This is a genomic window from Faecalibacterium sp. OF04-11AC (assembly GCF_003460645.1).
In the GTDB taxonomy this organism is placed as follows: Bacteria; Bacillota; Clostridia; order Oscillospirales; family Ruminococcaceae; genus Faecalibacterium; species Faecalibacterium prausnitzii_I.
On sequence record NZ_QTVP01000004.1, the window covers coordinates 107281 to 120266 of the forward strand.

General features: G+C 55.5%; 12 protein-coding genes and 3 pseudogenes. All 15 read right to left on the reverse strand.

All coding sequences use genetic code 11. From position 1 onward, the window contains the following. Positions 1–179 precede the first annotated feature (179 nt). Positions 180–1043 (reverse strand): N-acetylmuramoyl-L-alanine amidase, encoded by an 864-nt coding sequence (locus DXA70_RS03355; protein ID WP_128117618.1) that lies wholly within the window; start codon positions 1041–1043, stop codon positions 180–182. 6 nt (positions 1044–1049) lie between these two features. Beyond that, positions 1050–3461: an endonuclease MutS2 gene (locus DXA70_RS03360; protein WP_022257195.1), complete on the reverse strand. Its 2412-nt coding sequence runs from the start codon at positions 3459–3461 to the stop codon at positions 1050–1052. Positions 3462–3476: 15 nt separating this feature from the next. Continuing rightward, the gene (gene recO / locus DXA70_RS03365; RefSeq protein ID WP_022257196.1) at positions 3477–4223 is read right to left on the reverse strand and encodes a DNA repair protein RecO; all 747 of its coding nucleotides are present in this window, start codon (positions 4221–4223) and stop codon (positions 3477–3479) included. 31 nt (positions 4224–4254) lie between these two features. Beyond that, entirely contained in the window at positions 4255–5193 is a 939-nt protein-coding gene (gene era / locus DXA70_RS03370) for a GTPase Era (RefSeq protein ID WP_243001041.1), read from the reverse strand. 25 nt (positions 5194–5218) lie between these two features. Beyond that, a complete protein-coding gene (gene ybeY / locus DXA70_RS03375) occupies positions 5219–5710 on the reverse strand; it encodes an rRNA maturation RNase YbeY (RefSeq protein ID WP_022257198.1) in 492 nt (163 codons plus the stop codon). A gap of 49 nt (positions 5711–5759) precedes the next feature. Beyond that, positions 5760–6721 (reverse strand): annotated as a pseudogene (locus tag DXA70_RS03380) (PhoH family protein). A 120-nt stretch (positions 6722–6841) separates the two neighbouring features. Beyond that, the gene (locus DXA70_RS03385; protein ID WP_128117619.1) at positions 6842–7294 is read right to left on the reverse strand and encodes a site-2 protease family protein; all 453 of its coding nucleotides are present in this window, start codon (positions 7292–7294) and stop codon (positions 6842–6844) included. Then, the gene (locus DXA70_RS03390; RefSeq protein WP_243001043.1) at positions 7291–7767 is read right to left on the reverse strand and encodes a M23 family metallopeptidase; all 477 of its coding nucleotides are present in this window, start codon (positions 7765–7767) and stop codon (positions 7291–7293) included. The genes DXA70_RS03385 and DXA70_RS03390 overlap by 4 nt, the downstream gene beginning before the upstream one ends. A gap of 197 nt (positions 7768–7964) precedes the next feature. Continuing rightward, positions 7965–8756: a hypothetical protein gene (locus DXA70_RS14065; RefSeq protein ID WP_243001044.1), complete on the reverse strand. Its 792-nt coding sequence runs from the start codon at positions 8754–8756 to the stop codon at positions 7965–7967. Between the two features lie 84 nt (positions 8757–8840). Beyond that, positions 8841–8909, reverse strand: a pseudogene (locus tag DXA70_RS14070) (hypothetical protein); the annotation flags it as partial. A 65-nt stretch (positions 8910–8974) separates the two neighbouring features. After that, positions 8975–10264, reverse strand: a pseudogene (locus DXA70_RS14075) (polyphosphate kinase 1); the annotation flags it as partial. A 39-nt stretch (positions 10265–10303) separates the two neighbouring features. Beyond that, the gene (locus DXA70_RS03400) at positions 10304–10651 is read right to left on the reverse strand and encodes a helix-hairpin-helix domain-containing protein (protein ID WP_128117620.1); all 348 of its coding nucleotides are present in this window, start codon (positions 10649–10651) and stop codon (positions 10304–10306) included. 326 nt (positions 10652–10977) lie between these two features. Next, positions 10978–11550 (reverse strand): hypothetical protein, encoded by a 573-nt coding sequence (locus DXA70_RS03405; protein WP_243001046.1) that lies wholly within the window; start codon positions 11548–11550, stop codon positions 10978–10980. Next, positions 11543–12478 (reverse strand): RluA family pseudouridine synthase, encoded by a 936-nt coding sequence (locus tag DXA70_RS03410; RefSeq protein ID WP_022257204.1) that lies wholly within the window; start codon positions 12476–12478, stop codon positions 11543–11545. Before DXA70_RS03410 ends, DXA70_RS03405 begins: the two co-directional genes overlap by 8 nt. Before the next feature lie 3 nt (positions 12479–12481). Then, a complete protein-coding gene (lspA, locus tag DXA70_RS03415) occupies positions 12482–12952 on the reverse strand; it encodes a signal peptidase II (RefSeq protein WP_022257205.1) in 471 nt (156 codons plus the stop codon). Between the last annotated feature and the right edge of the window lie 34 nt (positions 12953–12986).

Here is a 12986-nt window from a genome sequence, read left to right on the forward strand (position 1 = left end):
CGAAACTTTATCAAACAAAAATCGGGCACTCCTCTCTCTTCTTCTGTATCTCAGCTTCAAAAGTCTGGCTGTGTTTCTAAAATAAATTCAATATAGCATCTTCCGTTTTGCAATAATAAAAAATCCCACGACAGTTTTGCAGTACAGCAATTTGTCCTGGGACTCATGTTTGGTTTTATTTATCCGTTGTGCCGGGTTTCAAATGCTTCCGGTAAAGGCTCTGTATCAAAATAGGCACAGATGGCTTCATAGTAGGCCCGTGCAGTTTTCTTGCAGCCTGTTTCACTGCCAAACTGCGCCACGTCTTCCTCGCTGGTCACAAAGCACTGTTCTGCCAAGACGGCCGGACAATCAACATCTTCCAGCAATGTAAAGCTCCGTTCTTCCCGTACCTCGGTGTGGTTCGATTCCACCAGCTGTTTCGCCTCGCCCTGATAATAAATGTACCGGATGCCGCCATGGCCGCGCAGCGTTGCTCCCGCCTGCTGCATTTTTTCGGCCAGCTGTCTGGCAAAGTAATAGCTTTCTTTGTGCCAGGTTCTTCCAGGAACAGACGGATAGCACTCAAATCCGGAAGCAGTCGAACCCTCCGGCGCAGAGTTTCCATGAATGGATAACATCAGGTCTGGATTTTGCGCATGGATGGCCGCAGCCCGTTCGCTGGGCTTGGCCGTTACACCGTAGCTTTCACGGGATATCAGCGGAATATAGTTTGAGTCCGCTTCCAGCCATGCCAGCAGATCCTGCGCTGTTTGAGCTGTCATTTCGCTTTCGGTCACAATGCCCTGTGCGCCCGGGTCTGATCCTCCATGGCCCGCATCTACAGCGATCCGGTACGGCGGGTCACCAACCACTGGGCGGAAGTCTTCTTCCTCCCCTGCCTCACGGTTCAGTTTTGGGCCTGCCAGTGCTGCTTTCCAGAGGAAAAACGCCGCGCTGAAACAGAGCAGACAAACCAGAAGCGAAACGACCGTCCCAATAGAAAGGCCCTTGCGGTTCTTCTTCCGCCTGTGCGGAGCGGCATGTTTTGAACGTCCTGTCATCGCCGGTCACTTGAGCTCTACTACAGTCACACCGCTTTCACCCTCGCCATAGCGGCCCAGGCGGAAGCTCTTGACCATCCGGTTGCCGCGCAGGTGCTTGTGGATGGCTGTGCGCAGCGCACCGGTACCGTTGCCATGGATCAGATAAACAACGGTCTGGCCGTTCAGAATCGCGCGGTCGATGAACGAATCCACTTCCGGCAGCGCTTCGTCCACGGTCAGGCCCAGCAGATTGCATTCCATTTTTGCGGTGCGCTGTACCCGCTCGACCCGGCCATTGGGGCGGTTGGCATCGCCCGTCAGGCGCGAGTAACGCTGCTGAGCTTTGGTCATGGGCTTTGCCTCCTTGACCAATTTTTCCGGCTGCTTCAGACCCTTGAGCGGCACTTTCGTTTTAATGATACCGGCACGGACCAGCACATCGCTGTTCTTGTCCGGCAGCGCCAGCACAGTTGCCAGCTGATTCAGCTCTGCAATGCAGACCTCCTGCCCTACCTTGACCTCTTTCAGCGGCACAAACTCCTTGACAGGATTGTGCACCACCTCAGAGCCGACCAGCAGCTTTTCCGATTCTTTTTTAGCGATTTCCCGGGCACGCTGGGCTTTCTGCTGGGTGCTCATCCGCTCATCTTTCTGAATCTGGCGCAGCTCGTCGGTCAGGGCGTAGGCTTTGCTTTCCACGTCCTGTGCCAGTCTGCGGGCTTTGGCACGGGCTGCTTCCAGCTCGTTTTCGCCCTGCTGGATCAGCTCATCGCGTTTTTTGCGGGCGGCGTCCAGCTGGTGGGCAGCCTCATTTTTCAGCTCCTCCACCTCATTCTGGCTTTCTTTGAGCTGGAGCTTCAAATCGTCCAGCTGGCCCAGAACGGCATCCAGACGCTTATCCTCCGCCGAAAGATGCTGCTGGGCAGCTTCAATGACCCGCTCCGGGATGCCCAGCTTTTCACTGATGAGGAACGCGTTGGATTTGCCCGGCACGCCAACGCTCAGTTTATAGGTGGGGCGCAGCGTTTCCAGATCAAACTCGCAGCTTGCATTGACAACGCCTTTCGTTTCCAGCGCAAAGACCTTGAGCTCTGCATAGTGGGTGGTAGCCATCAGGAGCACACCACGGCGGCGCAGCTCTTCAATGATGGCCACTGCCAACGCGGCTCCCTCGGCCGGGTCCGTACCGGCACCCAGCTCATCCAGCAGGACCAGCGTGTGAGGCATAGCCAGCTCCAGAATGCCGGTGATTTTTTTCATGTGGCCAGAGAATGTGGAAAGGCTCTGCTCAATGCTCTGCTCATCGCCAATGTCCACAAGGAACTCATCAAAAACACAGACCTCGCTCCGCTCATCAGCCGGGATAAGGAAGCCGCACTGCGCCATGGCACACAAAAGGCCTGCTGTTTTCAGCGTGACCGTCTTACCGCCCGTATTGGGGCCGGTAATGATGAGCGAATCATACTCCTTACCCAGCGCAATGTCCACCGGGACACATTTTTTCGGGTCAATGAGCGGGTGCCGCGCCCGGACAAGGGAGAATGACGTATCCGTACGGACAGCCGGTTTAAAGGCTTTCATATCCAGCGCCAGGCGGGCCTTTGCCAGCAGAACGTCAATGTCTAACATTGCCTGATAGCTGTACTGGAACTGCGGCTCAATGGCCGCCACCTGGGCCGTAAAGGCCACCAGAATGCGCTCGATTTCCTGTGCTTCCTGGGCACGGTACTGCAAAATGCGGGCGTTGGCTTCCACGACTGCCTGCGGCTCCACAAAGACAGTTGCACCCGTGGACGAAACATCATGGATAACGCCGCTGACCTCGCCGCGGTACTCGCTCTTGACCGGGACAACGTAGCGGCCATTGCGCATGGAAACCACGCTCTCCTGCAGGTATTTAGAAGTATCCATGTTGCGGACCATGCTTTCCAGCCGGTCACGGATGCTGTTTTCGGTTGCACGGATCTTCTTGCGCAGCTCGTTCAAGGTGCGGGAAGCCGTATCCGCCATCGCATCCGGAGCCAGAATGGCACTGGAGATCTGCTGTTCCAGGCCTGGTTCCGGGGCCAGCGCATAGAACAGGTCATCGGTCGGCAGTGCGTCATGGTCCGAGGAGCCGTACCAGCTGCTCAGATTCTGGAAATTACGCAGTGCACCTGCCACCATCAGCAGTTCGCCCATGGAGAGCACGCCGCCCTTGACCGCACGCGTGGTCAGCTGGCTGACACCCTCTACCCCACCAAACCGGGGCGAACCGTTTTTGATGAGCAGGGTGTTGATCGCATCCGTCTGCTCCAATGCATAGCGAACCTCATCCGGGTCACACTGGGGCTCCAGTTCCAGCATTTTTTCCCGGGCTTCCTTGCACACACAGCCCTCCGCCGCCCGTGCAATGATCTTGTCAAGCTCCAGTGTTTTTAAATAGCTTGTTTCCATAGTAGATTCCTTTGTTTATGGTAATACCGATTTTAAAAAGTCGTAACTCTTCAACGGTTTGTCCAGATGGGTCAGGGCATACTGCTCCGCTGCAATGGCAAGCTTTGCAAGGCTCCCGACCGAAATTTTAAATGCAAAAATTTTCTTGTCTTCCACAAGGCAGATATGCCGCAGGGCAAACAATGCCCCGGCATCCAGATTGCAGGTCTTCCCTGCTTTTTGTGCACAGGCGGCACAAAGCAGACAGCCCTCCTGCGGGTCCAGATAAAAGGCCGGGCCGTCGTAAGTGCCGCAGCCCCTGCAATATACCAGCTGCGGCAAAAAGCCGCACTCGCTCATGGTGCGCAGCTCAAACACGGCCTTGATGACCCGGAGGTCTGCTTTTTTCTCGCTGAGCATATAAAGGCAGTTGAGCAGCAGCCGCAGCTCTTTTTCCGCTTCTTCTCCCGTTGGGGAAAGGGCTGCGGCCATCTCAGCCATATACATGGCAAGACTCATTCCCTCAATGCTGGAAGCGATGCCGTGGAAAACGTTTTTACTTTCCGCTTCCCGGACAGTGTACATATTCCGGCCCGGCAGCAGCACAAATTCTGAGTAGCAAAAAAGCCCGCAGGCGCTGAACAATTTGTTTTTCAGCCGCAGGCTGCTCTGTGCCGAGGCGGAGATGACCCCCAGCCCCGGCGTTAAAATTGTGATGATCCGGTCCGATTCTTTGTATCGGGTCTCTTTGAGGACAAGTCCCGGCGTTACAATGGGTTCCATTGGCAGGTCCTCCTCCCAAAGCAAAACTTTCTCAGCGGTTGTTCGGGTTCTGCTTGAAGCCGAAGTTGTTCAGCAGAAATTCATTGTCCCGCCAATCGGCCTTGACCTTGACCCAGCACTGCAGGTTGACCCGGCAGCCAAGAAATTCCTCGCAGTCGGCACGGGCCGCACTGGCGATTTTTTTCAGCATGGCACCGCCCTTGCCAATGACCATGCCCTTGTGGCTCTCCCGCTCGCAGTAAATATTGACGTCAATGTCCACAAGGTCGGTACCCGGGCGCTCTTTGAACCGTTCGACCACCACGGCAATGCCATGCGGGATCTCGTCCCGCATAAACAGCAGCGCTTTCTCGCGGATGACCTCTGCCACCAGCTCTTTTTCCGGCATGTCCGTATAAGCATCGTCATCAAAGTAGTGAGGACCCTCCACCGCGTAACGGCTCAGGGCATCAAACAGCTCCTCACAGTGGTCATTCTGCCTAACGCTGACCGTATAAATATCGTCAAACACCCCCAGGTCTTTCAGCTCGGCCTTGCGAGCCTCCAGATCTTCCGGTGCCTTGACGAGATCGGTCTTGTTGATCACGGCAATGGCAGGGCCGCCGCTCTTTTTCAGCGCCTCCACCAGCACCATTTCCGGCTCATTGAGGGCACCGTAGGGCTCAAACAGCATCATGGACACATCCACATCCGCGATGGAATCGCTGGCAGTCTTGTCCATCCGCTTGCCCAGCTTATTGTGTGCCTTGTGCACGCCAGGGGTATCCAGCAGGACATACTGCAGCGGGCCGCGGGTGATAACACCCGTAATGCGGGTGCGGGTGGTCTGGGGCTTAGAGGTCACAATGGCCACTTTCTCCCCTACCAGCAGGTTGGTCAGGCTGGATTTGCCCACATTGGGGCGGCCAATGACCGCCACAAAGACGGACGAAGTATCATAATGTCCCTGGATGGGTGTTTCCTTTTTCAAAATAGCACTCCTGTCTTATTTTGCATTATTCCGTATAGCTGACGGTGCGGGGCAGGCCCAGCTGGGTCAGGACAGCTTCCTCTTTTTCCCGCATCCGCATCGCTTCCAAGCCGCCGTTCTCATGGTCATAGCCCAGCAGATGCAGCATGGAATGTACCGTCAGGAATGCCACTTCGCGCTGCAGCGGGTGGCCGTACAGTGTTGCCTGCTCCTGTGCACGCTCCATGCTGATGACGATATCGCCCAGCATCTTGCAGCCGTTGTTCTCATCCACATCGTAGACGCCGTTCTCGCCCAGAGGGAAGCTGAGAACATCCGTAGGCATGGGCTTGTTGCGATACTGGTTGTTCAGCTCTGCAATGGCAGCGTTGTCTACAAACGTGACGCTGATCTCTGCCGGAGCATCAAAGTGCTCGTACTCCAGCACGGCGTTGCAGGCACGGCGGATCAAAATTCGGAGGCCAGAGGGCACCTTGACTGCTTTTTGAGAATTTGTGATTAAAACTTTATTGGACATAACTCGTCCTCTCCTTTCTTTTTATGCTGCCTTTTTGAGAGGCAAACGCTCAGCGCTTTGCTGGATGTGCTGCCGCCTCATAGGCTTTGATGATCTCCTGTACCAGACGATGGCGCACGACATCTTTTTCTGTAAAATAACATTGCGCAATGCCGCCCACGCCTTTCAGCACCTGCAGCGCGTCCACAAGGCCGCTGCGGGTCCGGTCCGGCAGGTCGATCTGAGTTACATCGCCGGTGACCACCACCTTGGAACCCACACCCATACGGGTCAGAAACATCTTCATCTGCTCCGGGGTGGTGTTCTGTGCCTCATCCAGAATGATGAACGAATCATCCAGCGTCCGGCCGCGCATATAGGCCAGCGGGGCTACTTCAATGATCTGTTTTTCTACCAGACGTTCATAAGTCTCTGCGCCCAGCATATCAAACAGGCCATCATACAGCGGGCGGAGGTATGGGTCTACCTTTTGCTGCAGATCGCCGGGCAGGAACCCCAGTTTCTCACCGGCTTCCACGGCAGGGCGGGTCAGCACGATGCGGGAGACGTCCTTTGCTTTGAACGCCTTGACGGCCATGGCAACAGCCAGATAAGTTTTTCCGGTACCCGCCGGGCCAACGCCGAATGTAATGGCATTCTTCCGGATGGCATTCAGGTATTCTTTCTGTCCAAGCGTCTTGGGGCGGATAGGGCGGCCCTTAACGGTAACGGTGACAAAATCTTCCGTCAGCTCCTTGACCCGCTTCTCCTCCCCATCGTGGGCGAGGCTCAGGCAGTAGCGAACGGTCTGATCTTCCAGCGGCGTATGGTTTTCAATCAGGAGCAGCATCCCCTCCACCGCCCGGGTCGCTGCCGCAACATTGGCTGCCTCGCCCGAAAGGCGAAGCATCGTACCTCGCAGACTGCCGTAACGGAGAATTCCTTTTCCAAAAGACGAATGTTTCGGTCGCAGTTTCCAAAGACAGCGGCTGCAATCTCCACGCTATCCAGTTCAATGCTTTTTTCTGCCATGTGACTCCTCCTGAAGAATCTTCTCGTACTCCATCCTTATTGTACCACCAAAACTTCATTTAGAAAACTATGAAAATTGCACAAAATATTCAGACTCATTCCATCGGTTTTTCCATATAGCTATTTGCGGGGGACACTCTGCATGAGACAGCGTAAAATTTGCGCGCCATCCAACGGTGGAATGGGCAGTAAGTTAAAAGCTCCTGTCAACAAATTTGCCGCAAAAAAGGCACTCCACCAGATGGTAGCCCGCCGGGAAAGGCAGAAAACAGCCCAAACCGCCAGCAAAATGTTCACCCCGGGCCCGGCAGCGGCCAGTAAAAGCTGCTCGTTTGCCGAAAAGTGCTCTTTCCTTGTCTTCATACAAAATCCCGTCATGGTCACTTCAATGTGTGGAAACCGATGGCGCAGAAAAAGATAAGCCATAATGTGTCCCATCTCGTGGAGAACTGCTGCCAACAACCCAACGCGCAGAAATCCGCTTGCGTCAAAATAAAGCAAAACTGCTAAGGCTCCGCACAGAATAAGCGGGTCCTGAAAAGAAATCTTCCTGATACGGAAACGTTGTTTCATAAGAAATCCAATATCCCGGCTGGGTCATAGCGGATGCCGTTGCAAAGCCATTCCAGGTGGAGATGTGCCCCGGTGGCCCGTCCGGTCTGCCCAACTGTCCCAATCGGCTCGCCTGCTTTGACGACTTCCCCCGTCCGGACATAAAGATACTGCATGTGAGCATAAAGCGTTTCTTCTCCCTTCGCATGAGAAAGGCGCAGGTAATTGCCATAACTCTGGCTGTGGCGTGCCGCTGCAACAATGCCGTCCGCCCCCGCCAGAACGATGGTTCCGGAGGCACAGGCAAGGTCTACCCCTTTATGAAATGCTTCTTTTCCGGTAAGCGGGTCTTTCCGCCACCCATATTCCTCTGAGATACGCCAGGCCGTCGTTCCCAGAGGAAACTGATACTGCTCCTTTGTGACTTTTGTACGGAGGGAGCACCCCGCCGGGGGCGTGTTCAATGCCCGGGCGGAAACACAGCATGCCATCATCAGACAGGCCACCAACATCCACAAACAAACAGCCACTTGACAACCGGAATGGCGATTCCGAATCCATTTTCTCCGCATCTTTTCCCTCCATCGTTGCTTCCCGCGATCAGAAAAAGATATGCACACCCTCCTGCCGAAAGAACAAAAATACCGCCAGCCCTTTCGGCCAGCGGCATTCAGCAAAAGTTTATCCTCTCTTATTTCCCAAAGATACTGAAGATACGAGAAAGCAGCCCCTGCTTCTTCGGTTTGGATTCTGTGATCACAATGGGCATTTCTTCTACTGGCTTTGTGGTCGCAGGTGCAGTTTTTTTCCGCGGTGGTTCAATCGGTGTAAACACAGCTTTCGGTGCCTCGCACACAGGCTCCTGGTGTGTTTTGATATTCGATGTTTCCGCAGAGGCGGGCGTCTTCTTCGGGGCTGGTGCAGCTTTCCCACAATCGTCTTTCAGAAGCTCATACATTCCCATCTGACCGTTGACGATTGGCTCACCCGGAGCGGGTTTCACTTTCTGGTAACTGCCATCGGCCCGCATCTCCCGGGCGTTGACATTATCATGAAGCTGCAGCTGTAAGATCCTGCTGAGTTTTTCCACCAGAACAGGGTCTTCGATCCGCACACCGACTTCCACACGGCACTCCGTGTTGCGTGTGAGGAAATCACCAGACGCAATATAAATGCGGGTCTTCTGTCCATCATAGAAGCTGTAAATGCGGCCATGCTCCAGATATCGGCCCACCAGACTGCGGATGTGCAGGTTTTCGGTCTTGCCAGGCACCTCTGCGCGGACACAGCAGATCCCACGGACGATCATATCAATGCGGACACCGGCGCAGCTGGCTTCCTGCAACTTGAGAATGATGTCGCGGTCCGAGATGGAGTTGTTTTTCAGGATCATCGACGCCGGACGGCCCAGCCGTGCCGCGGTGATGACATGATCCATCTCGTCCAGCAACACGCTCTTGAACCGCAGCGGGGCCACCAGCATCTTTTCGCTGGTTTCGGTCAGCTTCTGAACGGCAAGATTCTGGAAGACATTGGAGGCTTCTTCGCCGATCTCCGGGTCTGCCGTAATGAACGAGTAATCCGTATAGAGTTCACTGGTTTTTTCGTTGTAGTTCCCAGTGCCGATCTGGGTGATGTAGCATAGCCATCCTGATTCTTTTTGGTAATGAGGGTCAGCTTGGAGTGGACCTTGTAATCATCAAAGCCATAAATGACGGTACAGCCTGCCTCTTCCAGCTGCTTGGACCAGTCGATATTGTTCTGCTCGTCAAAGCGGGCACGCAGCTCCACAAGAGCAACCACTTCCTTGCCGTTTTCGGCGGCTTCCATCAGCGCCTGCACGATCTGCGATTCCCGCGCCATCCGGTAGAGCGTCATCTTGATGGAAATGACCTCCGGGTCCTGTGCCGCCTTTTTCAGCATGGTAATAAAAGGCCGGATGGACTGATACGGATAGCTGAGGAGCACATCGTGCTTTTCCACTTCTGCAGCCAGGTCATACTCCGGCGGCGGAAGCATGGGACGGGCCGCCGGGTAGAACAGCTCCGGGTGGCCATCGGCTTCCATGCGGGAAGTCAGCTTATAAAAAAAACTCAGATCCAGAGGGCTGTTCTGCGCAAACACCCGCTTGTGGCTCAGTTCCAGACGGCTGCAGAGAATACGCGCCACTTCCTGCGGGGCCGTCGGCGTGACCTGCAGGCGGACAGCGGCCAGTTTGCGGCGGCGCTTGAGCAGGTCGGCCATGATCTCGCGGTAATCAATGTCATGGTCCATCATGCCCTCTTTGACGTCGATATCCGCATTGCGAGTCACACGGAAAAGGCATTTTTCCTGAATGGTTTCCTTGCCGAAGATCATGGAGGCATAATGCAGCACCAGCTCTTCCACCAGAGCAAACAGAGTCCGGCCATCTTTCTTAACAATGTGCATCCGCTCCATCTGGCTGGAAATGGGCACGATGCCAAGGCTCTGCTCATTGGAGTGCTTCTCCTTGAGCAGAACGCCCAGATAGATCTCTTTATTGCGCAGGAACGGGAACGGGTGGCGGTTATCGACCACCTGCGGGCTCAGAATCGGAAACAGCTCACTCTGGAAATACTTTTTCCAGAAATGCTCTTCTTCCTTGCTCAGGTGGTCAAAATCCACTTTCTGGTAGCCGCAGGCCGCCAGATTTTCCAGTGCACGGGCATAGTATTTATCGCAGTCTTCCTGCAGCTGGGCCGTTTTGGGCATAATGGCCGTCAGTTGCTCCTCGGAGGTCATATTCGTCTTGTTTTCCCGCTTTTCCTTTTTGCCTCGCATCAGGTTGGCCCGCTCCTGCAGAGAGCCGACGCGCACCATGAAAAACTCATCCAGATTGGAGCCGTAAATGGCCAAAAACTTTACCTGCTCGGCCAGCGGGACATTTTTGTCCTTGCCAAGGACCAGGACCCGGCGGTTAAAATCCAACCAGCTCAGTTCCCGGTTGATAAAGATGTTCTCCTCATTCATGTTGTTTCCCCTTTTCTCCAGCAGCGGCGGCTGCCGTTATCAACTAACATATGCAAGGTTTTGCCAGGACTCCACGATCCGGGAGGTAATTCCCGGAACATAGACCGCATCTTCCACATGCCGGAATGTACCGTTCTGCCGCCGGTAGTCCAGGATCGCCCGCGCCTTTTTCTCCCCGATGCCGGGCAGAGTGCAGAGCGCGTCCAGCCCGGCTGTATTCAAATCGACCCGGGCGGACTGGATCATCGGTTCGGGCTGGGCTGTTTGCCCTGTGTGCCCCTTGAGCGGGACTGCGAACCAGAACACCAGCGCGGCACAGGCCGCCGCGGTAAGAAGCGTGAGCAAAACAAAGCGCTTTTCTTTCTGTGTGGAAGTGTGTTCTTTCATTGTAGTATAAACCTCCCAAAAAAGAAAGTCCCCTGCGGAAAATTTGCAGGAGACTTTACTTGAATTTTACGCCGTTGCCTCTGCGCCGCGCACAAGATTGTACAGATATTCTGCTGCCGCACCCGTATCATGGTCTGTCAGCGTCGTCTGCGCTGCCGCAAGGCGAAGTTCTGCCGCAGCGTCGGCCGGGACCACACTGTGGCCCGCCAGACGCATCAGCTCCAGCATCTGGGTGCAGTTGGCTACGACGGTCAATTCCTCAGCTGCACAGCCAACAGGCGGGCAGACCGCATTGAACATTGCCGTCCCCGAAACAGCACCCGGAGTCAACACCAGCAGATCCGGCGCAACACGCTCCGCCAGCAGAGAATCGGCTGCCTCCCCCAGTGCCTTATCCAGCAAAGGAACCAGCGGCATCTGCTTTTTGTCCTGATAGAGCAGGATGCGCAGCACATCCTCGCCCCGCACATCGGCAGCACTGCTGAGGACATAGGCGTCCACTCCTGCCGCAGGTGAGCTTCCAGCGCCTCGCTCATCCGCAGCACACGGGTAGAACCGTCTGTCATCTGCAGTGCGATGCCAAGGCCCACGGCTGAGGGCAGCTTCTGCAACACGGCTTCTTCCCGTCCGGCAAAGCTGCACAGTGGCTGCCCGGTGCCCGTGGCAAACTGGTAGGCCAATGTACCACCGCAGACCAGTGCCGGTGCAGCCAGGCGCACACTGCCCAGAATGGTGCGTACCGCCTTGGGCGAGCGCTGCGAAAAGACCGTCAGCCGACCGCCGCGGCTGCTGAACAGCTGCATTACATCCCGGAGCACCTGGGGCAGGTTGCCGTCTGTTCCCAACAGAAGATGGTCGAGGTCACAGAGCACGAGGGATGTCTTTAACGTGTTATTCATGCTTTCCCCTCCTGAGCGTTGCAATAAAATGGGTAAAATATTCCGGCAGCTCAGAGTCAAACCGCAGCTGCTCCCCGGTAATGGGGTGAATAAAGCCCAGCGTTTTGGCATGCAGGCACTGGCCATGGAGGCTGGTGATGCAGTTGTGCGGCCCATAGACCGGGTCGCCTGCCACCGGATGATGGATGGAGGCCATGTGCACACGAATCTGATGGGTTCGGCCGGTTTTCAGGCGGCACTCCAGCATGGTAAACTCACCAAAGCGCTCCAATACCCGATAGCCCGTGTAGGCATACTTGGTGTGAGGCTCACTGGCCGGGTAAACCGCCATTTTTTTGCGATCCGTCTTGCTGCGGCCAAGGTTCGTTTCCACAAAGCCTTCGTCCTGTGCAAAGCCGCCGTAAACAATGGTATTGTAGGCTCGTTCCACACTGTGGACCGCCATCTGCTGCGAGAGGCCGATGTGCGTGGCATCGTCTTTGGCCACCACCAGCAGGCCGCTGGTGTCCTTATCAATGCGGTGGACGATGCCGGGCCGAATCTCACCGCCAATGCCGGAAAGACTGCCCTTGCAGTGCCACAGCAGGGCGTTGACCAGTGTCCCGTCCGGGTTGCCGGGGGCTGGGTGAACGACCATTCCTTTGGGCTTATTGACCACCAACAGGTGCTCGTCTTCATAGACGATATCCAGCGGGATATCCTGCGGCACTGCCTCAATGGGTTTTGCATCCGGGATCTCCAGCAAAATGGTATCGCCTGCTTTCAGCTTGAGGCTTTTGGCGATCTGTTTTCCGTTGCAGAGCACATGGCCCTCTGCTACAAGAGCCTGCAAAGCACTGCGGGAAAGGCCGGTATCCTCGCCGCTCAGAAAGCGGTCAATGCGCTGCCCGGCGGCTTCCGCCTCTACCATAAACTCACGCTGTTCCATCGGTCAGGACTCCTTTTGCTCCTGGACTTCTTCCAGGAAGATGACCAGCACCCACAGGGCCACACCCACACAGACACAGATGTCCGCAAAATTGAAGACGGCAAACCGCATGAACAGCACGTTGATATAGTCCACCACCTCACCGTTGAGCACACGGTCAATCAAGTTTCCGATCCCGCCGCCCAGCACGAGGATGAGGGCCGCCTGCTGCAGGTACTTGCCACGGCTGCGGAAAAACAGCCAGTAAGCCACCAAAAGCAGTGCTGCACTGGTGGCAAGAATGAGAAACAGCTGCTTGCCGCTGAGCAGGCTGAACGCCATGCCCTGGTTGAGCACAAAGCGCAGCTCCACCACATGCGGAATGAGCGGCATGGAGCCTACCGGTTCCAAAACCTGTACCGCCCAGAACTTGATGGCCTGGTCGGCCCCGACCAGTGCGGCCACGCAGAGCAGATTAAAAATGACAAACGCCATAGTTTTCTCCCATGGGCAGCCCTTTGTAAAAGCC